The following is a 24083-nucleotide window of genomic DNA, read 5'->3' on the forward strand; positions in this document are numbered from 1 at the left end:
TGTCTGGAATTTCACCTCGCCGCTCATTTGCGTGGCGTTACGAAATTGATCGGGAACCAGGCAAGTGAGGTCTTAGAACCCCCGCCGAATCCTGCTCTTCAACTGATCATGAAACTGCTCGGCATTCCTCTTGTAAGTCCCCTTCATCGACTCACTCATCGAATCCAGCATCACCGACCGCTTGTTCGTCACTTCCTCTCGATAAGCATCGATAAAGAAATCCAGATCTCTGTCCGTACTCAACTTCGGCCATTTATCCAGATACAACGGCAACTGCGCCGGTCCGGTCTTGAACGAGCAGATTCGCCGGTTGCTGATCGTCGCCTCACCAATCTCGAACGGCACCCACCACGACAAAGCAGTCCTCTCCGACACCACCGCGAGCAAGTGCGTGCATTCGGTGATGTTGCGGGTGATGACGCCGGTGATGTCATCGGTGGTCTGCGATTCCGGGTCGAGCACATCCAGGTAGGTTTTGATGTTGGCCTGTTTCAGGCGACTGTTGATTGCCATGGCCTGCATGCGATCCATATGGCGGTAGCTGATGAAGACAGGCATCAGAAATGTCCTTTGAGCGCGAGTTCGCGGTAGTAGGCGCCGAGCGCGGTGAGGCGGCAGCCGGTGGAGTGGAGGGCGGCGTAGTACATGTGCTCGGCGTCGACCGGCTCGATCAGGCTGTGGCGATTGCACTTTTGTAACTGGGCGAAAACCTCGCCATGCTCGGGGTTGAACGTCGCTTCGGTCGGCTCGTAGCTGGGGTCGAGCGGGTAGGTCGATTCGGCCTCGGCAAACCACTCGGGCAGTTTGCGCAGGATCTCTTTGGGGATCAGCGGCGAGACTTCGCGCAGGGAAATGAACTGCGAGACGTTGGTCTTGAATACCGGGCGTTGTTCCCAGGCGTCGAGCGCGTTGTCGACGAAGGAATAGAGGCTGCCGGGAGTGATCTTGCCGAGAATGTTTGCCGCACCGCCGTGCAGGGCCTGGAGCAGCAACCCGGTAAACACACCGTGTTGCGAACCTTCCATGGCCGGTTCTTCCTTTTTGCACGCGGTGAGAATGGTCATGCCTTCACCGACCACGCTGCTTTCACTGCGCAAAGCGCGCACCTCGCCGGCTGATCCGCTCTGGCAGCAGTCGAGAATGATGACTTTGTTTTTGATGCGGGTGGCTTTGGTGGCCCAATTGAGGATATCGCTGATGCGAATGCCATCCTTCGGGTTACGAAAGTCCTGCGGCAGCAGCATGCCTTCGTCATTGTCGTTATCGAAGCCGCCATGCCCGGCGAAATAAAGGAGGGCGACGTTACAGTCGCCGGAAAACAACTCGCGGATCTGGTCTTCAAGTTTCTCCCGGCTCAGATAATCCTCCGCGGACGTCAGCACGATGTTCTTGAAATTCGGATCGCCATTGGCGTCGGTTTTCAACACCGAAGCCATGGCCATGGCGTCGTTGCTGCAACCGCTCAGGCGCGAAATATGGGTGTAGTCGTTGATGCCGATAAACAGTCCCTTGCGCATGATCAGGCCGCCGTGTGCAGGCGGATCGCGCCGACGATGCTGTTGGTGTTCCACGCGCATTCGGCGTGTGCGGCGTTACGCACCACCGTGGAAATACGTTCGGCACCGAACGGTTTGATCGCGATGATCACCTTGCCCATGCGCTTGGCGATCTCGATTTCCTTGTTGATCCACTTGCTGTAGGTCGAATACATGCCGGCCATGATCAGCACCGCCGAGCAGGGGCGGATCTTGTTTTCGATGGCTTCTTCAAGCTGCTTGTCGGTCTGCGCGCCCATGATCGGGTTGTGCGTCGGCACCGAAAAATTCTTGTAAGTGAAGTCGGGGTGGGCACTGAGCAGGCGCACCAGATTGTCGTGGGCGTGGGAGTAGTTCCACGAGTGGCTGATGAACAAATGGTAGGTTTGCATGGGGGTTCCTCTGGGGCGCGAACGTGCGACGAGGAACTCAATGTAGGCCCATGAAATGAGCCTACAAGGCTTGGACGGAGAAAGAGAAAGGTCCTGCAAGCAGCCGTGCAGAAGTCCTACAGAAAGGCCTGATGTTTAAAAACGCGAGGGAGGTGTCAGGGAAAACCGACATCCGGCAGCCCTTGGGCAAAGGGCTGCCGGTACGACTGTTTAATAGCCGTTTTCAGGCAGGCTGGCGATGATCGAGCGGTAGCTGTTCATTCGTTGCTGCTGCACGCGGCCATCTTCCAGTGCCTTGAGCAAGGCGCAACCCGGTTCACGGTCGTGTTTGCAGTCGCGGAAGCGGCAGGTGCCGAGCAAATCGTCGAACTCGATGAAACCGGCTTCAACGTCGGCGCGGCTGACGTGACCGAGGCCGAATTCACGGATGCCCGGGGAGTCGATCAACTCGCCGCCGCCAGGGAAGTGGAACAGGCGCGCGGTGGTCGTCGTGTGCGTGCCCTGACCGGACAGCTCGGACAGCGGCCCGACGCGGGTTTCCACTTCCGGCAGCAGGCTGTTGACCAGCGACGACTTGCCGACGCCGGACTGACCGACGAAAACGCTGATGCGGCCGTCGAGCTGCTTTTGCAGCTGTTCCATGCCGTCACCGTGGTGCGCCGACACTTCCAGCACCGGATAACCCAGCGTGCGGTACACCGCCAGCAGCGCGTTGAGCGCCGGGGCGTTCTGCTCGTCGATGAGGTCGAATTTGTTCAGCAGTAGCAACGGACGGATGCCGGCGTGTTCGGCCGCGACCAGATAACGGTCGATCAGGTTGGCATGCGGCTCGGGCAGCGGGGCGAAAACGATGACGATCATGTCGACGTTGGCCGCCACCGGCTTCAGTTGGCCACGGCTGTCCGGGCGGCACAGTTCGGTGGTGCGCGGCAATTGCGCGACGATCACCCCGATGCCCTGATTGCCGGCGCGCCAGACGACCGTGTCGCCGGTCACCAGCGCCGGCAGGTTGGCGCGCAAGTGGCAACGGAATACCTGGCCGGCCTGATCGCCATCAGTGGCCTCGACCTCGACCTGCACACCGAAGTGAGCGATCACCAGGCCGGTCTGTTCCGGGCCCAGGTCGCCACCTTCCAGGGCTTCGACGGCCGAGGACTCGCGTTTGGCGGCGCGTGCTGCGCGCTCGCCCTGAATCTTTTCGATGCGCCAGTTTTGACGACGATTGAGTTGGCGTTTGGCCATGGGTGTTCCGTCTGAAGAATGCAGCGATTAGGTAAAACGGCCGCGAGTTTAGCACGCCCGGCCACCGGCCTAGGCTAAACTGCGCAGCATTGCCTAGGAGCCGAAATATGCAAAACCCGCAGAACCTGATCTGGATCGACCTGGAAATGACCGGTCTGGATCCGGATAACGACGTCATCATTGAGATGGCCACCATCGTCACCGACAGTGACCTCAACACGTTGGCCGAAGGTCCGGTGATCGCCATCCACCACAGCGATGCAGTGCTCGCGCGCATGGACGAGTGGAACACCCGCACCCACGGCAACTCCGGCCTGACCCAGCGCGTGCGCGACAGCCGCATCAGCATGGCCGAAGCCGAAGCTGAAACCATCGCGTTCCTGGAGAAATGGGTACCGAAAGGCAAGTCGCCGATCTGCGGCAACAGCATCTGCCAGGATCGTCGCTTCCTTTATACCCACATGAAAGGGCTGGAAAGCTACTTCCACTACCGCAACCTCGACGTCTCGACGCTCAAGGAACTGGCCGCGCGCTGGGCACCGGACGTGCGTGACAGCTTCAAGAAGGGCAGCACGCACCTGGCGCTGGACGACATTCGCGAATCCATCGCCGAGCTGCAGCATTACCGCAAGCACTTCATCAAGTTCTGATGTGATCCCTGTAGGAGCTGCCGAAGGCTCCTGCACGGATTTGTGTTTGCTGTGGTGCCCCCTTTTGGTGCCGCCGCGAAATGGCTAGACTGCGCGCCTTCTTGCCTGGATCGCCACCATGTTGCTGATGCTCTATCTCGTCGCCATCACCGCTGAAGCCATGACTGGCGCGCTGTCTGCCGGGCGTCGCGGCATGGACTGGTTTGGCGTGGTGCTGATCGCCTGCGTCACGGCGTTGGGCGGTGGTTCGGTGCGTGACGTGTTGCTCGGGCACTACCCGCTGACATGGGTCAAACACCCGGAATACCTGGTGCTGACCTCGGTCGCAGCGATGTTCACTGTGTTCACCGCGCGCTGGATGCGTCACCTTCGCTCGCTGTTTCTGGTGCTCGACGCCGTCGGCCTGGTGGCCTTCACCCTGATCGGCTGCATGACTGCACTGGAGATGGGCCACGGCATGCTGGTGGCCTCGGTCAGCGGCGTCATCACCGGGGTCTTCGGCGGCATCCTCCGCGATATCTTCTGCAACGACATCCCGCTGATCTTCCGCCGAGAGCTGTACGCCAGCGTCTCGTTCGCGGCGGCGTGGTGCTACATGCTCTGCCTTTACCTGAATGTGCCGAGCGAGCAGGCGATTTTGATCACGCTGTTTGGTGGCTTCCTGCTGCGCTTGCTGGCGATCCGTTTCCACTGGGAAATGCCCAAGTTCGTCTATAACGATCAGCCGTAACGCGATATCCCATGTAGGAACTGCCGAAGGCTGCGATCTTTTGACGTTCAAGATCAAAAGATCGCAGCCTGCGGCAGCTCCTACAGGGGGTTATGTGATTCCGTGTTGTTTCAGAGCCCATTCGACGTGTTCTTGTACCAGCTCTGACGGATAGTCTCGCCGTGCCTTCAACGCTTCCAGCACCGGAATGCTCGACGGCGCGTTACCGAGTCCCACCGCCAGATTGCGCAACCAACGCTCATAACCGGCACGGCGCAGCGGTGAGCCTTCAGTGCTGCTGAGAAACTTGTCTTCATCCCACAGAAATAGCTCAGCCAGTTCAGCGTTGTCGAGATTGTGCCGTGGCTTGAAGTCGCTTTCCCCGGACGGTTTGGCGAAACGGTTCCACGGGCAGACGATCTGGCAGTCGTCGCAGCCGAACACACGGTTGCCGATCAGCGGGCGCAGGTCTTCGGGGATCGCGTTTTTCAGTTCGATCGTCAGGTAGGAAATGCAGCGGCGCGCGTCCAGCACGTACGGACCGACGAAGGCGTTGGTCGGACAGATATCCAGGCACGCGGTGCAGCGCCCGCAATGTTCGGTGCTGTGCGGCTCATCGACCGGCAGCGGCAGATCGACGAACAACTCGCTCAAGAAGAAATAACTACCGGCCTTGCGGTTCAGCACCAAGGTGTTTTTGCCGATCCAGCCCAATCCAGCCTGCTCGGCGATGGCTTTTTCCAGCACGGGCGCGCTGTCGACAAACGCACGAAAACCGAATGGGCCGATCTCCGACTGGATCTTGTCGGCTAATTGTTGCACGCGTTTACGGATCAATTTGTGGTAATCGCGGCCCAACGCATAACGCGACACGTAAGCTTTTTCCGGTTGCGCCAGTCGCTTGGCCATTTCGGTATCGCCCGGCAGGTAGTCCATGCGCAGCGAGACCACGCGCAACGTACCCGGCACCAGCTCTTCGGGGTGCGAGCGTTTGCTGCCGTGGGCGCCCATGTAGTCCATTTCGCCGTGGTAGCCGGCCTCGAGCCAGCGCGCGAGGTGCTGCTCATGCTCGGCCAGATCCAGACCGCTGATGCCGACTTGCTGAAAGCCCAGCTCGCGGCCCCAATCCTTGATCGATTGGGCGAGGGCGGGCAGGTCTGTGGTGATGGCGGACATGAGACGAGAGAAACCGGAGCTGAGGTGCGTATAATTCTGCCAGACATCGGAGCCCGAAGACGCATGCCGCACACGAAAGATCAATTACCCGACGCGCTGTATGGTGCCGCACAGGTGCGCGAACTCGATTCACGGCTGATTGCCGCGGGCACGCCGGGCTTCGAATTGATGCAGCGCGCCGCTCACGCAACCTGGCGCGCACTGGTTCGGCAATGGCCTTCGGCGACCGAGCTGACGGTGCTGGCCGGGCATGGCAACAACGCCGGCGACGGTTATCTGGTCGCGGCGATGGCGCAGCGAGCGGGCTGGCAGGTGCGGGTGTTGGCCGTCGGCGATCCGCAACGTTTGCAGGGCGATGGCGCGCAGGCCCATGCCGAGGCGCTGGCTGAAAATGTTCTGGTGCAGGGCTGGCAGGCTCAAAGCGAACTGCGCGGCGTCCTTCTTGATGCCTTGCTCGGCACGGGGCTGAACGGTGAGGTGCGCGAGCCTTACCTTTCGGCGATCAACGCAATCAACGCCAGTGGTTTGCCGGTGACAGCCGTCGATATCCCTTCCGGGCTAAGCGCTGACACCGGGCAAGTGCTGGGCACCGCGGTGCAGGCCGATCTGACGGTGAGCTTTATCGGGCTGAAAGTCGGCCTGTTTACCGGGGACGCGGCGGATCACGTCGGCCAACTGCTGTTTAACGATTTGCAGGCCGGCGCCGACATCTATCGTGACATTCCCGTTATCGCCCGACGGCTGAACACGGCTAATCTTCCGGGGCTGGCGGCGCGTGCCCCGGCTTCGCACAAGGGCCGCTTCGGCCACGTGCTGCTGATCGGGGGCGATCACGGTTTTGGCGGGGCGATCCTGCTCAGCACCGAAACCGCTTTGCGCAGCGGCGCGGGCATGGTCTCTCTGGCGACCCGCCCTGAATATGTCCCGGCAGCGTTGACGCGAGTCCCGGAAGCCATGGCGCTCGGTACATCGTCGGCCAATCAATTGATGGGGTTGCTGGAAAAAGTCTCGGTGCTGGTTGTCGGCCCGGGGTTGGGGCAGGCCGCTTGGGGGCGAGCGCTGTTGTCCGCTGCCGCCAACGCGGCATTGCCGCAAGTGTGGGACGCCGATGCACTGAACCTGCTGGCGAGCGGTTTCGTTGGGTTGCCCAAGGATTGCGTGATCACGCCGCATCCGGGGGAAGCGGCCCGGTTGCTCGGAATCAGCACTGCCCAGGTTCAGGCGGATCGCCCGGCAGCGGCGCTGGCATTGAGCAAAAAATACTCGGCGGTTGTCGTGCTCAAAGGTGCCGGCAGCCTGATCGCCCACCCCGATGGCCGATTGGCTGTGTGTCATCAAGGTCATCCGGCCATGGCCACTGCCGGCCTCGGTGATGTGCTGGCCGGTTTGACCGGTGCGCTGTTGGCGCAAGGCATGGACAGTTTCGAAGCCGCTTGCCTGGCGGTCTGGCTGCACGCCAATGCGGGAATGCAGCAAGGGAAATTGGGCCGTGGGCTGGCGGCCAGTGATCTGATTCCAGCCATTCGTCAGTTGTTGGAGGAGCAAGTACCGTGTCTGAAGTAACCCTGTACCTGGCCGATGAACAGGCCATGAGCGACTTTGGTGCACGGATCGCCCGCGTGACCCAGGGCCATGGCCTGATTTTTCTTGAAGGCAACCTGGGGATGGGCAAAACCACGCTGTCGCGCGGGATCATTCGCGGGCTGGGCCATGTCGGCGCAGTAAAAAGTCCGACCTTCACCTTGGTCGAACCTTACGAGATCGGTGACCTCCGCGCCTTCCACTTTGACCTGTATCGACTGGTCGATCCGGAAGAACTGGAGTTCCTCGGCATCCGCGACTACTTCGAAGACGATGCGATGTGCCTGATCGAGTGGCCCGATAAAGGTGCAGGCTTTTTGCCAAAGCCTGACCTGACCATTACCATTAGCCCGCAAGACAGCGGGCGTTCGCTGAAAATTTTATCCCAGGGCTCGCGTGGCGAGGCCTGGTGTGCCGCTTTGGCGTTGGAATCCAATTAAATGATGGGGTTAGGTATGCGCTTTCGCGCGATGGTGGCTGCCGCTGGACTGATGTTGATGGCAGTAACCGTCAACGCTGTGGCCGATTCAAAGGTCAACAGCGTGCGCCTGTGGCGGGCGCCGGACAACACGCGACTGGTCTTCGACCTGAGCGGCCCGGTGCAGCACAGCGTGTTCACCCTGACCGCGCCGGACCGGCTGGTGATCGACATCAACGGCGCGACCCTCGGTGCGCCGCTGAATGTGCAGACCGCTAACACGCCGATAACCGCAATGCGTTCGGCCCAACGCACGCCGACCGATCTGCGGGTAGTCATTGACCTGAAGAAAGCCGTCACGCCGAAAAGCTTCTCGCTGGCGCCGAACGCGCAGTACGGCAACCGCTTGGTGGTCGATCTGTTCGACAACCCGGCCGACGCCGCGCCGCCGCCCGCGCCAAGCCCGAAAGTCGCGACCGTGCCAGCGGTGCCGGTAACGCCAACTGAGCCTTCGATCAAATTGCCGCCCGCTCCGGCGGGCAAACGCGACATTATTGTGGTGATCGACGCCGGCCACGGTGGCGAAGACCCCGGTGCGTCCGGCTCGCGCGGCCAGCGTGAAAAAGACGTGGTGCTGCAGATCGCCCGCGAACTGCAGCGTCAGGTCAACGGCATGAAAGGCTTCCGTGCTGAACTGACCCGTACCGGCGACTACTTCATCCCGTTGCGTGGCCGTACCGAAATCGCTCGCAAGAAGGGCGCCGACCTGTTCGTCTCGATCCACGCCGATGCTGCGCCGTCTGCCGCCGCTTTCGGTGCCTCGGTGTTTGCCCTGTCTGATCGCGGTGCGACTTCGGAGACTGCCCGTTGGCTGGCCGACAGCGAAAACCGTTCCGACTTGATCGGTGGTGCCGGCAACGTCAGCCTCGACGACAAGGACCGCATGCTCGCGGGCGTTCTGCTCGACCTGTCGATGACCGCCTCGCTGACCTCCAGCCTCAACGTCGGCCAGAAAGTCCTGACCAACATCGGCCGCGTCACGCCGCTGCACAAACAACGCGTGGAGCAGGCCGGGTTCATGGTGCTGAAATCGCCGGACATCCCGTCGATCCTGGTCGAAACCGGCTTCATCTCCAACGCCAACGAGGCGAACAAGCTCTCGGCGTCGAGCCACCAGCAAGCGCTGGCGCGTTCGATCAGCAGCGGCGTGCGTCAGTTCTTCCAGCAAAACCCACCGCCGGGCACCTACATCGCCTGGCTGCGTGATTCCGGCAAAATCGCCCAAGGCCCGCGCGACCACCGTGTCGGCCCGGGTGAGACGCTGGCGATGATCGGCGTGCGCTATCAGGTGTCGCCGGCCACGTTGCGCAGCGCAAACAACCTGAAAAGCGATGAGCTGAAAGTCGGCCAGCATCTGACCATTCCTGGCACCGAACTGGCGTCCAAAGAATGAGCGAAGTGCTGAACGCTGCCGCGCGCATCGAACTGCTCAGCCCTCGGCTGGCGAACCAGATTGCCGCCGGTGAGGTGGTTGAACGCCCGGCCTCGGTGATCAAGGAGTTGCTGGAGAACAGCCTCGATTCCGGCGCTAAACGCATCGATGTCGATGTCGAGCAGGGCGGCGTCAAGCTGCTGCGCGTACGCGACGATGGCAGTGGTATTTCCGCTGATGACCTGCCGCTGGCGCTAGCGCGTCACGCCACCAGCAAGATCCGTAACCTGGAAGACCTCGAACAAGTGATGAGCCTGGGCTTTCGGGGTGAGGCGCTGGCATCGATCAGCTCCGTGGCACGTCTGACCCTGACCTCGCGCACCCGTGGTGCCGAGCAGGCCTGGCAGGTCGAAACCGAAGGCCGCGACATGGCGCCTCGGGTGCAACCGGCGGCGCACCCGGTCGGCACCTCGGTGGAAGTTCGCGACCTGTTCTTCAACACCCCGGCACGACGTAAATTCCTCAAGACGGAAAAAACCGAATTCGATCACCTGCAAGAAGTGATCAAACGTCTGGCGCTGGCGCGTTTCGACGTGGCGTTCCACCTGCGTCACAACGGCAAGACCATCCTTAGCCTGCATGAGGCCCATGATGATGCGGCGCGTGCCCGGCGTGTGGCGGCGATTTGCGGTTCGGGGTTTCTTGAGCAAGCCTTGCCGATCGAGATCGAACGCAATGGCCTGCATTTGTGGGGCTGGGTTGGATTGCCGACCTTCAACCGCAGTCAGGCGGATTTGCAGTATTTCTTTGTGAATGGCCGGGCGGTGCGCGACAAACTGGTTGCCCACGCGGTGCGTCAGGCCTATCGCGACGTGCTGTTCAATGGCCGGCACCCGACGTTTGCGCTGTTTTTCGAGGTCGATCCGGCGGCGGTCGACGTCAACGTGCACCCGACCAAGCACGAAGTGCGCTTCCGTGACGGGCGCATGGTGCATGACTTCCTTTACGGCACGCTGCACCGCGCATTGGGCGATGTGCGACCGGAAGATCAACTGGCCGGTTCGGTGACCACCGCCATCGTCCGCCCGACCGGCCTCGATGCTGGTGAATTCGGCCCGCAAGGCGAAATGCGTCTGGCTGCCAATGCGCTGCTGGAGCAACCGCAAGCGCAACCGGCGTTCAACACCTCGTCCGGTGCCAGTGCCGGCGGCGCTTACCAGTACCAATACACACCGCGTCCGCAATCGGCAGTGCCGCCGGCCGCTGAAGCTCAAGCGGCGTACCGCGAGTTCTTCGCGCCGCTGCCTGAGGCCAATGCCAACGCATTGCCGGCCGGGCAGGAAGACATTCCACCGCTCGGATATGCACTGGCGCAGCTCAAGGGCATCTACATTCTGTCCGAGAACGCCCAAGGCCTGGTGCTGGTGGACATGCACGCCGCCCACGAACGGATCATGTACGAACGTCTGAAAATCGCCATGGCCAGCGAAGGTCTCAGTGGCCAGCCTTTGCTGGTTCCAGAGTCGCTGGCGGTCAGTCAGCGCGAGGCCGATTGCGCCGAAGAACACGCAGCATGGTTTCAGCGCCTGGGCTTTGAATTGCAACGGCTGGGCCCGGAAACCCTGGCGATCCGCCAGATTCCGGCCTTGTTGAAGCAGGCCGAAGCCAATCGTCTGGTCGGCGACGTGCTGTCGGACCTGATGGAGTACGGCACCAGCGACCGGATTCAGGCGCACCTCAACGAATTGCTCGGCACCATGGCCTGCCACGGCGCGATCCGCGCCAACCGGCGCCTGGCCCTGCCGGAAATGAACGGCCTGCTGCGTGACATGGAAAACACCGAACGCAGTGGTCAATGCAACCATGGCCGACCGACCTGGACCCAACTGGGCCTGGACGATCTGGACAAACTGTTCCTGCGCGGTCGTTGATGAGCCAGCTCCCTCCAGCGATTTTCCTGATGGGCCCGACCGCTGCGGGCAAGACCGATCTGGCCATCGAGCTGACCAAGGTGCTGCCGTGCGAGCTGATCAGTGTCGATTCGGCGCTGGTCTATCGCGGCATGGACATCGGCACTGCCAAGCCCTCGAAAGAGTTGCTGGCCGAATATCCGCACCGTTTGATCGATATTCTCGATCCGGCGCAGGCCTATTCAGCTGCGGATTTCCGTCGCGATGCCTTGCAAGCCATGGCCGAAATCACCGCGCGCGGAAAAATTCCGTTGCTGGTGGGCGGCACGATGCTCTACTACAAGGCGTTGGTCGACGGTCTGGCGGACATGCCGGCAGCTGATCCCGCCGTGCGTGCGCAGATCGAAGAAGAGGCTGCACGCCTTGGCTGGCAAGCCCTGCACGACCAATTGGCAGTCATCGACCCGGTGTCCGCTGCGCGGATTCACCCGAACGATCCGCAGCGCTTGAGTCGCGCGCTGGAAGTCTATCGCGTCAGCGGTCAGAGCATGACTGCCCTGCGCCAGCAACAATCTGCGCAAAGTACTGAAGCAGCCGCTTCGGGACTGCAACAATTGCCCTATACTGTCGCGAACTTGGCCATTGCTCCGGCAAATCGTCAGGTACTGCACGAGCGCATTAAACAAAGATTCACAAATATGCTGGAACAGGGGTTCATCGACGAGGTCGTAGCCCTGCGTAAAAGAAGTGACCTGCATTCCGGGTTGCCGTCTATACGTGCGGTAGGCTACCGCCAAGTCTGGGATTATCTGGATGGCACGCTGTCGTTGGCTGAAATGCAGGAGCGCGGCATCATTGCCACGCGTCAATTGGCCAAACGCCAGTTCACCTGGCTGCGCAGCTGGGAAGATATACACTGGCTGGACAGTCTTGATTGCGACAATCTGCCACGCGCCTTGAAATACCTTGGGACCATCTCCATATTGAGCTGAGTCCTTGCAATTGCCGTCTATCCTTGGGGGTGTGACGGCCAAAGCCATCTGAATTACCTATTTTTTATTATTGAATCCTTAAAGGAGTGCGGCACATGTCAAAAGGGCATTCGCTACAAGACCCTTACTTGAATACTTTACGTAAAGAGAAAGTTGGGGTTTCCATCTACCTGGTCAACGGTATCAAACTGCAAGGCACGATCGAGTCGTTCGACCAGTTCGTGATCCTGCTGAAAAACACCGTGAGCCAAATGGTTTACAAACACGCTATCTCGACAGTCGTGCCGGTTCGTCCAATTCGTCTGCCTAGCGCAACCGAATCCGAAGCAGGTGACGCTGAGCCAGGTAACGCCTGATAGGAGTCTCCTTTGTTCTTTGAGCGCCACGGTGGTGGTGAACGAGTCATCCTCGTTCACTTGGATGGACAGGACCCTGAGGCGCGCGAAGATCCGCAGGAGTTTCAGGAATTGGCTAATTCGGCGGGCGCCGAGACCGTTGCGTTTTTTAACGTGCCGCGTCATCGGCCAACCGCCAAATTCCTGATCGGCAGCGGCAAGGTCGAGGAACTGCGCGACCTGGTCAAGGCTGAAGAAGCCGATCTGGTGATTTTCAATCACATCCTCACGCCCAGTCAGGAACGTAACCTCGAACGTGTTTTCGAGTGTCGCGTGATCGACCGTACCGGTCTGATTCTCGATATTTTCGCCCAGCGCGCCCGTACCCATGAAGGCAAGCTCCAGGTCGAACTGGCCCAGCTTGATCACATGAGCACGCGGCTGGTTCGCGGCTGGACTCACCTTGAGCGTCAAGGTGGCGGTATCGGCATGCGCGGTCCGGGTGAAACCCAGCTCGAAACCGACCGCCGTTTGCTGCGGGTTCGCCTGCGCCAGATCAAGGGCCGGCTCGAGAAGGTGCGCAGCCAGCGCGAGCAATCGCGTCGCGGCCGCTCCCGTGCGGACATCCCTACCGTTTCTCTGGTGGGATACACCAACGCCGGCAAGTCCACACTCTTCAATAATGTGACGAAATCCGATGTCTACGCGGCCGACCAATTGTTCGCCACGCTGGACCCGACCCTGCGCCGTCTCGACATTGACGACCTGGGGCCGATCGTTCTGGCGGACACGGTGGGCTTCATTCGCCACTTGCCGCACAAGCTGGTCGAAGCATTTCGGTCTACCCTCGAAGAGTCGAGCAATTCCGATCTGCTGTTGCACGTGATCGATGCGGCCGAACCGGATCGCATGTTGCAGATCGAGCAGGTGATGGTGGTGCTGGGCGAGATTGGTGCCCAGGACTTGCCGATCCTCGAGGTCTATAACAAACTCGATTTGCTTGAAGGCGTTGAACCGCAAATCCAGCGCGACGAAAACGGCAAGCCCCAGCGGGTCTGGCTTTCGGCGCGTGATGGCTGTGGTCTGGAATTGCTTGAACAAGCCATCGCCGAATTACTCGGCAGTGATTTGTTTGTCGGTACCCTGCGCTTGCCGCAACGATTCGCGCGACTGCGTGCGCAGTTTTTCGAACTCGGTGCGGTGCAGAAAGAAGAGCATGACGAAGAAGGCATCAGTCTGCTGGCCGTTCGTTTGCCCCGTGTCGAGCTGAATCGACTGGTAAGCCGCGAAGGATTGCAGCCGATGGAATTCATCGAGCAACACACTTTGCAATAAAAGCCTGAAGAAGCGGTTGTGCCGTGACGGCAGGCATTCTGTAGCATTGGTCGGCGCGCCGTGGGTGCGTCTTTGCTTTATCAGATGGAGAGCGCTATGGCTTGGAATGAGCCGGGTGGCAACTCGAATAATCAGGATCCTTGGGGTGGCAAGCGCCGCAATAACGGCGACCGCAAGGGGCCACCGGATCTCGACGAGGCCTTCCGAAAGCTGCAGGAAAGCCTGAACGGGTTGTTCGGTGGTGGTAAGAAACGTGGTGATGACGGCGGTGGTTCGGGCAAGAGCGGTGGCGGCTTCGGCGGTCTGCTCGGCATCGGCCTCGTCGTGCTGGCGGCTGTCTGGCTGTACAGCGCAGTTTACGTAGTGGACGAGCAGGAGCAAGCCGTGGTGCTGCGCTTCGGCAAGTACTACGAGACTGTCGGCCCGGGCCTGAACATCTACTTCCCGCCGATCGACAAGAAGTACATGGAAAACGTCACGCGTGAGCGTGCGTACACCAAGCAGGGCCAGATGCTGACCGAAGACGAGAACATCGTCGAAGTCCCACTGACCGTGCAGTACAAGATCAGCAACCTGCAGGATTTCGTGCTGAACGTTGATCAGCCGGAAATCAGCCTGCAGCACGCGACCGACAGTGCCCTGCGCCACGTGGTGGGTTCCACTGCCATGGATCAGGTGCTGACTGAAGGTCGTGAACTGATGGCCAGCGAAATCAAGGAGCGGCTGCAACGCTTCCTCGATACCTATCGCACCGGTATCACCGTCACTCAGGTCAACGTACAGAGCGCAGCGGCACCGCGTGAAGTGCAGGAAGCCTTCGATGACGTGATCCGCGCCCGTGAAGACGAGCAGCGTTCGCGCAACCAGGCGGAAACCTACGCCAACGGCGTCGTGCCGGAAGCCCGTGGTCAGGCCCAGCGCATCCTCGAAGATGCCAACGGTTACCGCGACGAAACGGTCTCGCGTGCCAAGGGTGAGGCTGACCGCTTTACCAAGCTGGTCGCCGAGTATCGCAAGGCACCTGAAGTGACCCGCCAGCGTCTGTACCTGGACACCATGCAGGAAGTCTTCAGCAACACCAGCAAGGTTCTCGTGACCGGCAACAAGAATGGCCAGAGCAACCTGTTGTACCTGCCGTTGGACAAGATGATCCAGAACAATCCGGGCAGCAGCGGGCCAGTGACCGGTTCGGCCGCCGCCAGCAACAACACGGATGTCACGCCGCACGTCACTGACCTGCCGCAGTCGCGCACAAGGGAGACCCGCTGATGAGCAATAAATCGCTGATCGCCCTGATCGTTGGCGTCGTGGTGGTACTGGTTGGCTGGAACTGCTTCTACATCGTCGCTCAGACCGAGCGTGCGGTGCTGCTGCAATTCGGTCGCGTGGTTCAGGCTGATGTTCAGCCGGGTCTGCATGTGAAAGTGCCTTACGTTAACCAGGTGCGTAAATTCGACGCACGTCTGATGACGCTGGACGCACCGACACAACGCTTCCTGACCCTGGAAAAGAAAGCCGTGATGGTCGATGCCTACGCCAAGTGGCGCGTGAAAGATGCCGAGCGCTTCTACACCGCGACTTCCGGTCTCAAGCAAATCGCCGACGAGCGTCTGTCCCGTCGTCTGGAATCCGGTCTGCGTGACCAGTTCGGTAAGCGCACTCTGCACGAAGTGGTGTCGGGTGAGCGTGACGCGTTGATGGCTGACATCACCGCATCGCTGAACAAAATGGCGGAAAAAGAGCTGGGTATCGAAGTGGTCGATGTCCGGGTCAAAACCATCGATCTGCCGAAAGAAGTGAACCGCAGTGTGTTCGAGCGTATGAGCACCGAGCGTGAGCGTGAAGCTCGCGAGCACCGCGCCAAGGGTAACGAGCTGGCCGAAGGCATCCGTGCCGACGCCGATCGCCAACGCCGCGTGTTGCTGGCTGAAGCCTATCGTGAATCCGAAGAGGTTCGCGGTGACGGTGATGCCCAGGCCGCTGCGATCTACTCCAAGGCCTATGGTCAGGATCAGGAGTTCTACAGTTTCTACCGTAGCCTGCGTGCCTACCGTGAAAGCTTCGCGAACAAATCCGACGTATTGGTCCTCGACCCAAGCAGCGACTTTTTCCACTACCTGGAAAAGGCCAAGCCTTGATACGCCGTTGACCTGAATCATTCCGCCCGGCGGCTAAAACCTCGGGCGGGGTGATCCTTTGGGAAAACGTGTGTATGATGCGGCAGCCGGGAAATTCCCGGCTTTTTTGCGTCTGCACGTTTGATTGCTGTTTTTTGTTGCAGGCATCGGGTTGAATGGCCCGAGAGTATTTCGAGGAAAGTGATGGGCGAAGCCGGTAACAGGCCTTTCGCCGCGTCGTTCATGCGCGTGCGTTTTGAACGGACCGATCATTTTCTGCTTCACTCAAGGCTCGCCCGCAGGCTGGCCGCCCGGATCAAAGGGGAATGGCGTAATGGCAACGGTAGACCGCTGGCTGCTGCCAGATGGCATCGAAGAAGTACTGCCACCGGAAGCGGCGCGCATTGAAGTCGCGCGTCGTCAGGTGTTGGATCTGTTCCAGAGCTGGGGTTACGAGTTTGTCGTGACTCCCCATATCGAGTACCTGGAATCCCTGCTGACCGGCGCGGGCCAGGACCTGGATCTGCGTACCTTCAAGGTCATCGACCCGCAGTCGGGCCGGCAGATGGGTTTCCGTGCCGACATCACGCCGCAAGTGGCGCGCATCGATGCGCACACCCTGCGTCGCGAAGGTCCGAGCCGTCTGTGCTACGCCGGCAGCGTGTTGCACGCGCAGCCGCGTGCACTGTCGTCCTCGCGCAGCCCGATCCAGTTGGGCGCCGAGTTGTACGGCGACGCCAGCCCGAGCAGCGACGTTGAAGTGATCAGCCTGATGCTGGCCATGCTGCAACTGGCCGATGTGCCGGATGTGCACATGGACCTCGGTCATGTCGGCATCTACCGTGGTCTGGCGCGTGCCGCCGGTCTGTCCGGTGAAGTCGAGCAGCAGTTGTTCGATGCGTTGCAACGCAAGGCCATCGACGAGGTCATTACCTTGACCGAAGGCCTGCCGGCCGATCTGTCCGGCATGCTGCGTGCGCTGGTTGATCTGTGTGGCGGCCGTGAAGTGTTGAGCGCTGCTCGCGAGCGTCTGGCCAATGCGCCGGCGCCGGTATTGGCGGCACTGGAAGATTTGCTGGCAATCGCCGAGCGTCTGTCGGCACGCTTCCCGGAGCTGCCGTTGTACTTCGATCTGGGCGAGTTGCGTGGCTACCACTACCACACCGGTGTGGTGTTCGCGGTGTTCGTACCGGGTGTTGGCCAGTCCATCGCTCAGGGCGGTCGCTACGACGACATCGGCGCGGATTTTGGCCGCGCGCGTCCGGCGACTGGCTTTTCCACCGATTTGAAAACCCTGGTGACCCTGGGGCGTGCTGAGATCGAGCTACCGTCTGGCGGTATCTGGATGCCTGACAGTACGGATGCGGCACTCTGGCAGCAGGTTTGCCAGTTGCGCAGTGAGGGTCAGCGTGTCGTTCAGGCTTTGCCTGGGCAACCTTTGGCCGCCGCCCGTGATGCGGACTGCGACCGGCAATTGATTCAGCAGAACGGGCTTTGGCAAGTATCGCCACTGGCTTCTTGAGTTTTCCTGCCGGCCATCGCCGGCACCAAGTTTGCGCGAATGAGGACAAGTGTTATGGGTAAGAATGTCGTAGTCCTGGGCACCCAATGGGGTGATGAGGGCAAAGGCAAGATCGTTGATCTGCTGACCGAACATGCTGCAGCCGTAGTGCGCTACCAAGGTGGCCACAACGCTGGCCACACACTGGTGATCGACGGCGAAAAAACCGTCCTGCACCTGATCCCGTCGGGCGTGCTGCGCGAAGGCGTGCAGTGCCTGATCGGCAACGGCGTGGTGGTTGCACCTGACGCCCTGCTGCGCGAGATCACCAAGCTGGAAGAGAAAGGCGTACCGGTGCGCGAGCGTCTGCGTATCAGCCCGTCCTGCCCGCTGATCCTGTCCTTCCACGTGGCGCTGGATCAGGCCCGTGAAAAGGCCCGTGGCGAGCTGAAGATCGGTACTACCGGTCGCGGCATCGGCCCGGCCTACGAAGACAAGGTTGCGCGTCGTGGTCTGCGTGTTGGCGACCTGCTGAACATGCCGCGCTTCGAAGACAAGCTGCGTGAACTGGTGGATTACCACAACTTCATGCTGGTCGGTTACTACAAAGAGCCGGCCATCGAGTTCGAAAAAACCCTCGCCGAGTGCAAGGAATACGCTGAGCTGCTGAAGCCGCTGATGCTCGACGTGACCGCTGAGCTGCACGACCTGCGTCGCGCCGGCAAAGACATCATGTTCGAAGGCGCCCAGGGTTCGTTGCTCGACATCGACCACGGTACCTACCCGTACGTGACCAGCTCCAACACCACCGCCGGTGGCGTGGCGACCGGTTCGGGCGTTGGTCCGATGTTCCTCGATTACATCCTGGGCATCACCAAGGCTTACACCACTCGCGTTGGTTCGGGCCCGTTCCCGACTGAGCTGTTCGACGAGGTAGGTGCACACCTGGCCAAGCAAGGTCACGAGTTCGGTGCGACCACCGGCCGTGCCCGTCGTTGCGGCTGGTTTGACGCCGTTATCCTGCGTCGCGCTATCGATGTGAACAGCATCTCGGGCATCTGCCTGACCAAGCTGGACGTACTCGACGGCCTGGAAACCATCAACATCTGCGTCGGCTACAAAGACGCCGAAGGCAACGCTGTTGCTCCGACCGACGCTGACAGCTACGTAGGCCTGCAGCCTGTGTACGAAGAAGTGCCGGGCTGGACCGAATCGACCGTGGGCGCCAAGACCCTGGAAGAGCTGCCGGCGAACGCTCGTGCCTACATCAAGCGCGTTGAAGCGTTGATCGGTGCACCGATCGACATTATTTCGACGGGCCCGGACCGCAACGAAACCATCGTTCTGCGTCATCCGTTTGCTTGATAAGTCGTTGATGTAAAAAAACAAAGGCCCCTTAATCGGGGCCTTTGTCGTTTATGCTTGTTGGACGGCATGACCTTTGCTGTGAATCTGCTTACAAGAGTGCCATCAAATTAATGGCGTCAGAAGTAGAGGTATTCACAGTGTCGGCCGTTCTCTCACTGTTACAAAGCCGTTTGTTGCGACCTGTATTCGTTACCCTTGGTATCGCCCTTTTGGTGCAGGTGCTGGTGGCCGTTGCCCTGACGCGGAGCACCGTCACGGCGCTGGAAGCTGATCTGGCGGTGCGCCTTGGTGCCGACAGCCAGAAACTCTCCGGCGAACTGGAGCAGGCCGGGCGTGAAGTCACGTCGAGTCTCGATAACCTTTCTTCCAGTACTCGTCAGCGTTTGACCGCTGGTTTGTCTGCGCGTCTGAAGGATGAGCAGGCGCAACTGCGGGCGACCCTGGAAAAGGATCTGAAGGATTCGGCCAATGACATGGCACAGTTGCTCGCTTCGGTGGCGCCGCGCGCCATGTGGGACAGCGACGTGCCGACACTGTCCGAATTCGCTCGCCGGGCCCAGCGCAATCCCAACGTGCTGTTCGTGGTGTACGACGATGCCACCGGTCAGCATCTGACCCGTTATCTCAACCGTGAAAACCCGATCAACAAGGCCTTGCTGGAAAAAGGCCAGGGTGAGCGTGCGCTGGATAAAGTGCTGGATGCGGCGAAGAACGATCCGTCGGTCTATTACCTCGAGGCCTCGATCAATCCCAATGGCGTGGAAATCGGCAAGGTGCTGATGGGTGTGTCCACGGCCTCGGTGGAAACCGATCTGGCAGCGCTGGACAAGCGCTTCACGGCGCTGATTGCCAGCAGTGATCAGTTGGTCGGCGACAGTCTCAAGGGCGCTGCCGCAGACAGTGCCAAAGCCATGCAGTCGCGCCTGCAGTCGGCGCAGTCCACTGCGACCGAGATGAAATCCAATACCGCCAATACCGTTCAGGAAGCAGCGGCAACCTTGCGCTGGCGCATTGGCCTGGGTCTGGCGCTGGTCGGTTGCGGTGTGCTGTTGTTGCTGGCGGTAGTGTTGGGCCATCGCGTGGTCAATCGGCTGAAGATGCTCAATGCAGCGATGGACGATCTGGCTGCGGGCGAGGGCGACCTGACCAAGCGAGTACAGATCAACAGCAAAGACGAAATCGGCGACATGGCTTCGGCGGTCAATCGCTTTGTGGATAAGTTGCAGCCGATCGTGCGCGAGGCGGGCGATGTTGCGCAGCGCACCGGCGTCGAGATTGGCGCGATGACCCTGCGCAATGCCGGTGCAGATGCGGCGGCGGGCATGCAGCGTGATGAAGTGGCGGAGAGTCTGCGCGCACTGTCGCAAATGGCTGATGAGGCGCAGTCGGAAAGCCATGCCATGCAGGCCGCATTGAAGCAGGTTGTGGATATTCGCCAGGCGACTGACGAAAACACTCGTACGTCCGCCAAGGTCGGCAGTCTGATCGAAGCGCTGGCGGGGCAGGTCGATACCGGGGCGAAAGTGATCGAGCGACTGGCGCAGCAAAGCGAGCAGATTGAAGTGGTGCTGACGGTGATTCACGGGATCGCCGAGCAGACCAACCTGCTGGCGCTCAACGCGGCCATCGAAGCGGCGCGTGCTGGCGAAACCGGGCGCGGCTTTGCGGTGGTGGCCGACGAAGTTCGAGCGCTGGCGAGCAAGACACAAAGCTCTACCGGCGATATTCAGGCGCACATCGTCGCGTTGCAGCAGGGCGCGCGGGAGGCGGTCGAGGCGATCGGCCAGGCCGGACGTCAGGCCAGCGAAGGGTTACTGGTGTTGCGTGACAGTGCGCGGTTGCAGCAATCGGTGCAGACGTCGGTTGAGCAGGTGCACGCGGCGATTGGCCTAGCGACGCAGGCGGCTGCACATCAGGCGCAGGGTGCGCAGGCTGTGCGTGGGCGCGTCGAGACGATTCATGCGCAGGCCGAGAAAGCGGCGCAGGCGGTGGTGGAGACCACAGCGAGTGGCAAGGTGCTGGATGGTCTGGCGGCGCAGCTGAAGGCGAGTCTGGGGCAGTTCAGGGCTTAGTGTTGGCTGGGAGGGCCTCTTCGCGAGCAGGCTCGCTTCTACAGGGGGAACGCATTCCAATGTAGGAGCGAGCCTGCTCGCGAAAGCTTTTTCAGCGGCTTAGATACATCCGCGTCGTCAGCAGATAGACCGGCAGCCCCGATACCAAAATCAACAGCGCTGCATAAGGCGCCGCCGCCGCAAACTCAACATTCGCGGTATGCGCCCAAACCTCAGTCGCCAGTGTATTAAGCCCGGTCGGACTCAGCAGCAACGTCGCCGTTAGCTCTTTCATCGCATCCAGAAACACCAGCGCAAACGCCGCACCCAATGCCGGGAAGATGATCGGCAACGTCACCCGGCAAAACGCCGTGAACGACGAAGCGCCCAGCGTGCGTGCAGCCTCTTCCAGCTGCGGTGCAGCCTTGTTCAGGGCTGTGCGGATCGGCGCCTGTGCCAGCGGCAAAAACAGCAGCGCATAAGCGATCAGCAACAGTCCCGACGTTTGATAAAGCGCCGGGACGTAGTGCAGCGCGAAGTACACCAGCGTCAACGCAATCACCAATCCTGGCAGCGCATGCAGCAGATACGGCAGGCGCTCAGCCCAGATCGCCAGTTGGCCTTTGTAGCGCACCACCAGCAAACCGACCGGCACCGCCAGTGCCAGACACAGCGCCGCGCCGCCAAGCGACAACGCCAGCGACGACAGCAGTGCTTCGGTAATCGCTGCCACCGGGAATGCCGCCGAAGAGCCCACCGCCAGCCAATACGCCAACATCCCCAACGGAATGCCGCTGCCAACGACGGCCAGCATCAGGCAATACAACTGACCGACTGCGCCCCAAGGCCCAAGCCGAACCTGTTCAGCACGACGCGCCGCACCTTGACCTGTACGCACATGCCGGCCTTTACCGCGTACGCGCAACTCCAGCCACAACAGCACCAGACACAACGCCAGCAGCACAGCAGACAGCATCGCCGCGTTGGCATTGCTGAATTCCAGTTCGAATTGCTGGTAGATCGCCGTGGTGAAGGTCTGCAGACCAATAATCGACAGTGCGCCGAACTCCACCAGCATGTGCAAGGCAATCAGCAGCGACCCCGCCAGCAGTGACGGCCAGAGCAGCGGCAGGGTGACGCGGAAAAAAACGCCCCAGCGATTCTGTCCCAGCGTGCGCGCCGACTCTTCGAGGGATGGATCAAGATTGCGCAACGTCGCCGCCACCGGTAAGAAGATCAGCGGGTATTTAGACAGGCTCATCACCAGAATCGCCCCGCCAAGGCCTTCGAACTGCGAACTCAGCGAGACCCAAGTGAAGCTGCTGACAAATGCCGGTACCGCGAACGGCAGGCACAAAATCACTCCCCACAGGCGCCGTCCCGGCAGATTGCTGCGTTCCAGCAGCCAGGCCAGCGACAGGCCGATGACGCCGCACGTGAGGGTTACGCCAACCATCAGCGCCAGAGTATTGCGCAGCAGGCCGAATACATACGGGCGCCACAACAAGTGCAGCGCCTCGGCCCAGCCGGCCTGCCAGGCTTTGAGCCCGACATAAGCGAGCGGCAACAGGCTTAGCACTACCAGCAGCAACACCGGCAACACCAGCCAGATCGATGGCCGCTTGCGCTTTGGTACGTAACCCCCGCGCGGGGCGGGGGCGGATAACGATGCGGCCATCAGTTCAAGCCAACTTCACGTTCCAGCTCCAGCGCTTCTTCGGCATTGCCCAGATCGGCCGGCGTTACATTCGGCGCTTCCAGTTCGCTGAACGGCTTGAGCCCGCGATCCGATTCCATGCCTTTGTGCAGCGGGTATTCGGCGGTGGTCTGAGTGATCACGCGCTGGCCTTCTTCGCTGGCCATGTAGGCGAGGAATTGCTGTGCTTCTTTTGGATGTTTGCTGGATTTCAGCACGGCAGCGCTCGAAACAGTGATCAAGCCGCCCGCATCGCCGCCAGTGAAATAATGCAATTTCGAATCAAGTTTGCCTTTCTCGCGTTGCAGGGCAAACCAGTAGTAGTTGTTGACCAGAACTGTGGCGACTTCGCCGTTTTCCACCGCTTTGAGGGCGACCATATTGTTGCTGTAGGTCTTGCCGAAAGCGCGCAGGCCGGTCAGCCATTCTTCTGCGGCGTCACGACCGTGCATCTTGATGATTGCGACAGCCTGTTCCTGAAACGCGCCGCTGGTCGGGACGAAGCCGACCTTGCCTTGCCATTGCGGATCGGAAAACTCCATCACCGATTTCGGCAGGTCTTTTTCATCGACCAGTTTCGGGTTGTAGGCGACAACGCGAACCCGCGCTGTCACACCGATCCAGGTGCCGTTACCGGCGACATATTTTTCCGGCAGAACGGCCAGCGTGGCGTCATCGGTCTTGGCCAGCAGGCCCAGTTCGCCGAGATTGTTCAGCGGTGGCGACTCCTCGGTGTAGATCACGTCGGCGGGGGAGCGGTCGCCTTCTTCGATGATCTGGCTGGCGAGTTGATTGCTGCTGCCCTTGCGCACGTTGACGTGAATACCGGTCTTGGCTTCAAAGGCTTTGGCGATCGCGTCGCCGACTTCTTTATGCTGGCCGTTATAGAGAGTCAGGGAAACCGCATCGGCAGCCTGGGTGAGGGGAGTGGCGAGCGCCAGGCCGAGGAGGGTGAAGGTCAGGCCTCGGCGCAGGGTATTTCGAAACGTCATTCGCAGGGTTCCTCACTGTCGCATTGCAAAAACTTGCAACAATGATAAACGATATTGTTTCTCAAGTGCGCCTTGCGAGAGGCCGCCAGCTCTGATACGGCGGGCTACGCTGAAATGTAGGAGCTGCCGAAGGCTGCGATCTCTTGATCTTGCTCTTTGAAAAAACAAGATCAAGAGATCGCAGCCTTCGGCAGCTCCTACAGTGGGATTCTGGTTTTCTGGAAGGCAGAAACGCAAAAACCCGCTTTCGCGGGTTTCTGTGAAATCCAAGGCCGTAACCTTGAATTTGAATTGGTGCCCAGAAGAAGACTCGAACTTCCACGACCGTAAGGTCACCAGCACCTGAAGCTGGCGTGTCTACCAATTTCACCATCTGGGCAATCATCGCGAGCGTTGCCGCTGTTGATGTGGCGCACTATACGGAGCGCCTTTTGATCTGTAAACCCCTGATTTGATTTTAATAAATCAGTTTTAAGAAAACCCGGGTTTAGAATGCAAAAAACCCGCTTTCGCGGGTTTTGTGTGAGTCTTGAAACTGATCTAGTCTCAAACTCGAAATTGGTGCCCAGAAGAAGACTCGAACTTCCACGACCGTAAGGTCACCAGCACCTGAAGCTGGCGTGTCTACCAATTTCACCATCTGGGCAGTAT

Annotated in this window: 21 protein-coding genes and 2 tRNA genes; 14 read left to right on the top strand and 9 right to left on the bottom strand. The window is 60.3% G+C overall.

The window, feature by feature from the left end; genetic code table 11:
* Nucleotides 1-72 precede the first annotated feature (72 nt).
* The 4 genes from AK821_RS05075 to rsgA all read right to left on the bottom strand — a co-directional run bounded on the left by AK821_RS05075 (nucleotide 73) and on the right by rsgA (nucleotide 3169).
* Nucleotides 73-558, bottom strand: a complete 486-nt coding sequence (locus AK821_RS05075) for a toll/interleukin-1 receptor domain-containing protein (RefSeq protein WP_008078345.1) — start codon at nucleotides 556-558, stop codon at nucleotides 73-75.
* Entirely contained in the window at nucleotides 558-1517 is a 960-nt protein-coding gene (locus AK821_RS05080) for a caspase family protein (RefSeq protein WP_064388607.1), read from the bottom strand. The genes AK821_RS05075 and AK821_RS05080 overlap by 1 nt, the downstream gene beginning before the upstream one ends.
* Before the next feature lie 2 nt (nucleotides 1518-1519).
* Entirely contained in the window at nucleotides 1520-1927 is a 408-nt protein-coding gene (locus AK821_RS05085) for a TIR domain-containing protein (RefSeq protein WP_064388609.1), read from the bottom strand.
* A gap of 210 nt (nucleotides 1928-2137) precedes the next feature.
* The gene (gene rsgA / locus AK821_RS05090) at nucleotides 2138-3169 is read right to left on the bottom strand and encodes a small ribosomal subunit biogenesis GTPase RsgA (protein WP_064388611.1); all 1032 of its coding nucleotides are present in this window, start codon (nucleotides 3167-3169) and stop codon (nucleotides 2138-2140) included.
* 107 nt (nucleotides 3170-3276) lie between these two features.
* On the opposite strand from rsgA, the gene orn reads away from it, so the two are divergent.
* Both orn and AK821_RS05100 read left to right on the top strand, forming a co-directional pair.
* The gene (gene orn / locus AK821_RS05095; RefSeq protein ID WP_064388614.1) at nucleotides 3277-3819 is read left to right on the top strand and encodes an oligoribonuclease; all 543 of its coding nucleotides are present in this window, start codon (nucleotides 3277-3279) and stop codon (nucleotides 3817-3819) included.
* 118 nt (nucleotides 3820-3937) lie between these two features.
* On the top strand, nucleotides 3938-4549 hold the full coding sequence (locus AK821_RS05100; RefSeq protein ID WP_064388618.1) for a trimeric intracellular cation channel family protein: 612 nt from the start codon (nucleotides 3938-3940) through the stop codon (nucleotides 4547-4549).
* A gap of 90 nt (nucleotides 4550-4639) precedes the next feature.
* Here the strand turns inward: AK821_RS05100 and queG are convergent, their stop codons facing one another.
* Nucleotides 4640-5704, bottom strand: a complete 1065-nt coding sequence (gene queG / locus AK821_RS05105) for a tRNA epoxyqueuosine(34) reductase QueG (RefSeq protein ID WP_064388620.1) — start codon at nucleotides 5702-5704, stop codon at nucleotides 4640-4642.
* Between the two features lie 63 nt (nucleotides 5705-5767).
* Between queG and AK821_RS05110 the strand changes: the two genes are divergently transcribed.
* From AK821_RS05110 to AK821_RS05165, 12 genes are all read left to right on the top strand, one after another.
* Nucleotides 5768-7267, top strand: a complete 1500-nt coding sequence (locus AK821_RS05110) for an NAD(P)H-hydrate dehydratase (RefSeq protein WP_064388622.1) — start codon at nucleotides 5768-5770, stop codon at nucleotides 7265-7267.
* The gene (gene tsaE, locus AK821_RS05115; RefSeq protein WP_064388624.1) at nucleotides 7255-7725 is read left to right on the top strand and encodes a tRNA (adenosine(37)-N6)-threonylcarbamoyltransferase complex ATPase subunit type 1 TsaE; all 471 of its coding nucleotides are present in this window, start codon (nucleotides 7255-7257) and stop codon (nucleotides 7723-7725) included. The genes AK821_RS05110 and tsaE overlap by 13 nt, the downstream gene beginning before the upstream one ends.
* Nucleotides 7726-9156, top strand: a complete 1431-nt coding sequence (locus AK821_RS05120; protein WP_064388625.1) for an N-acetylmuramoyl-L-alanine amidase — start codon at nucleotides 7726-7728, stop codon at nucleotides 9154-9156.
* An 8-nt stretch (nucleotides 9157-9164) separates the two neighbouring features.
* Nucleotides 9165-11066 carry a DNA mismatch repair endonuclease MutL gene (mutL, locus tag AK821_RS05125; RefSeq protein WP_177330939.1) on the top strand — a complete coding sequence of 634 codons (1902 nt, stop codon included), beginning with the start codon at nucleotides 9165-9167 and terminating at the stop codon, nucleotides 11064-11066.
* Nucleotides 11066-12037: a tRNA (adenosine(37)-N6)-dimethylallyltransferase MiaA gene (miaA, locus tag AK821_RS05130; protein ID WP_064388629.1), complete on the top strand. Its 972-nt coding sequence runs from the start codon at nucleotides 11066-11068 to the stop codon at nucleotides 12035-12037. The genes mutL and miaA overlap by 1 nt, the downstream gene beginning before the upstream one ends.
* A 95-nt stretch (nucleotides 12038-12132) precedes the next feature.
* Nucleotides 12133-12393, top strand: a complete 261-nt coding sequence (hfq, locus tag AK821_RS05135; protein ID WP_007902656.1) for an RNA chaperone Hfq — start codon at nucleotides 12133-12135, stop codon at nucleotides 12391-12393.
* A gap of 12 nt (nucleotides 12394-12405) precedes the next feature.
* Entirely contained in the window at nucleotides 12406-13707 is a 1302-nt protein-coding gene (hflX, locus tag AK821_RS05140; RefSeq protein ID WP_064388630.1) for a ribosome rescue GTPase HflX, read from the top strand.
* 96 nt (nucleotides 13708-13803) lie between these two features.
* On the top strand, nucleotides 13804-14976 hold the full coding sequence (gene hflK / locus AK821_RS05145) for an FtsH protease activity modulator HflK (RefSeq protein ID WP_064388632.1): 1173 nt from the start codon (nucleotides 13804-13806) through the stop codon (nucleotides 14974-14976).
* Entirely contained in the window at nucleotides 14976-15845 is an 870-nt protein-coding gene (hflC, locus tag AK821_RS05150) for a protease modulator HflC (RefSeq protein ID WP_007915830.1), read from the top strand. Before hflK ends, hflC begins: the two co-directional genes overlap by 1 nt.
* 313 nt (nucleotides 15846-16158) lie before the next feature.
* On the top strand, nucleotides 16159-17346 hold the full coding sequence (locus AK821_RS05155; protein ID WP_007915833.1) for an ATP phosphoribosyltransferase regulatory subunit: 1188 nt from the start codon (nucleotides 16159-16161) through the stop codon (nucleotides 17344-17346).
* Between the two features lie 54 nt (nucleotides 17347-17400).
* Nucleotides 17401-18690, top strand: a complete 1290-nt coding sequence (locus AK821_RS05160; protein ID WP_064388634.1) for an adenylosuccinate synthase — start codon at nucleotides 17401-17403, stop codon at nucleotides 18688-18690.
* Nucleotides 18691-18830: 140 nt separating this feature from the next.
* A complete protein-coding gene (locus AK821_RS05165; RefSeq protein WP_064388827.1) occupies nucleotides 18831-20765 on the top strand; it encodes a methyl-accepting chemotaxis protein in 1935 nt (644 codons plus the stop codon).
* A gap of 91 nt (nucleotides 20766-20856) precedes the next feature.
* On the opposite strand, the gene AK821_RS05170 is transcribed toward AK821_RS05165, so the two are convergent.
* The 4 genes from AK821_RS05170 to AK821_RS05185 all read right to left on the bottom strand — a co-directional run bounded on the left by AK821_RS05170 (nucleotide 20857) and on the right by AK821_RS05185 (nucleotide 24078).
* Nucleotides 20857-22422 (bottom strand): ABC transporter permease, encoded by a 1566-nt coding sequence (locus tag AK821_RS05170; protein ID WP_064388636.1) that lies wholly within the window; start codon nucleotides 22420-22422, stop codon nucleotides 20857-20859.
* Complete coding sequence (locus tag AK821_RS05175; RefSeq protein ID WP_007915841.1) at nucleotides 22422-23432, bottom strand: extracellular solute-binding protein; 1011 nt, start codon at nucleotides 23430-23432, stop codon at nucleotides 22422-22424. Before AK821_RS05175 ends, AK821_RS05170 begins: the two co-directional genes overlap by 1 nt.
* A gap of 292 nt (nucleotides 23433-23724) precedes the next feature.
* Nucleotides 23725-23811: transfer RNA gene (locus AK821_RS05180), tRNA-Leu, on the bottom strand.
* 180 nt (nucleotides 23812-23991) lie between these two features.
* Nucleotides 23992-24078 (bottom strand) — tRNA-Leu (locus AK821_RS05185).
* Nucleotides 24079-24083: the final 5 nt, after the last annotated feature.

The organism is Pseudomonas sp. RIT-PI-r (genome assembly GCF_001297015.1).
Classification (GTDB): Bacteria; Pseudomonadota; Gammaproteobacteria; order Pseudomonadales; family Pseudomonadaceae; genus Aquipseudomonas.

Coding starts and splice junctions, on each gene's coding strand:
- AK821_RS05160 (WP_064388634.1), top strand. CDS start 17,401: ATGGGTAAGAATGTCGTAGTCCTGGGCACCCAATGGGGTGATGAGGGC.
- AK821_RS05080 (WP_064388607.1), bottom strand. CDS start 1,517: ATGCGCAAGGGACTGTTTATCGGCATCAACGACTACACCCATATTTCG.
- AK821_RS05155 (WP_007915833.1), top strand. CDS start 16,159: ATGGCAACGGTAGACCGCTGGCTGCTGCCAGATGGCATCGAAGAAGTA.
- AK821_RS05120 (WP_064388625.1), top strand. CDS start 7,726: ATGATGGGGTTAGGTATGCGCTTTCGCGCGATGGTGGCTGCCGCTGGA.
- AK821_RS05110 (WP_064388622.1), top strand. CDS start 5,768: ATGCCGCACACGAAAGATCAATTACCCGACGCGCTGTATGGTGCCGCA.
- AK821_RS05170 (WP_064388636.1), bottom strand. CDS start 22,422: ATGGCCGCATCGTTATCCGCCCCCGCCCCGCGCGGGGGTTACGTACCA.
- rsgA (WP_064388611.1), bottom strand. CDS start 3,169: ATGGCCAAACGCCAACTCAATCGTCGTCAAAACTGGCGCATCGAAAAG.
- AK821_RS05100 (WP_064388618.1), top strand. CDS start 3,938: ATGTTGCTGATGCTCTATCTCGTCGCCATCACCGCTGAAGCCATGACT.
- AK821_RS05075 (WP_008078345.1), bottom strand. CDS start 558: ATGCCTGTCTTCATCAGCTACCGCCATATGGATCGCATGCAGGCCATG.
- miaA (WP_064388629.1), top strand. CDS start 11,066: ATGAGCCAGCTCCCTCCAGCGATTTTCCTGATGGGCCCGACCGCTGCG.
- hfq (WP_007902656.1), top strand. CDS start 12,133: ATGTCAAAAGGGCATTCGCTACAAGACCCTTACTTGAATACTTTACGT.
- AK821_RS05085 (WP_064388609.1), bottom strand. CDS start 1,927: ATGCAAACCTACCATTTGTTCATCAGCCACTCGTGGAACTACTCCCAC.
- hflK (WP_064388632.1), top strand. CDS start 13,804: ATGGCTTGGAATGAGCCGGGTGGCAACTCGAATAATCAGGATCCTTGG.
- queG (WP_064388620.1), bottom strand. CDS start 5,704: ATGTCCGCCATCACCACAGACCTGCCCGCCCTCGCCCAATCGATCAAG.
- hflC (WP_007915830.1), top strand. CDS start 14,976: ATGAGCAATAAATCGCTGATCGCCCTGATCGTTGGCGTCGTGGTGGTA.
- orn (WP_064388614.1), top strand. CDS start 3,277: ATGCAAAACCCGCAGAACCTGATCTGGATCGACCTGGAAATGACCGGT.
- AK821_RS05175 (WP_007915841.1), bottom strand. CDS start 23,432: ATGACGTTTCGAAATACCCTGCGCCGAGGCCTGACCTTCACCCTCCTC.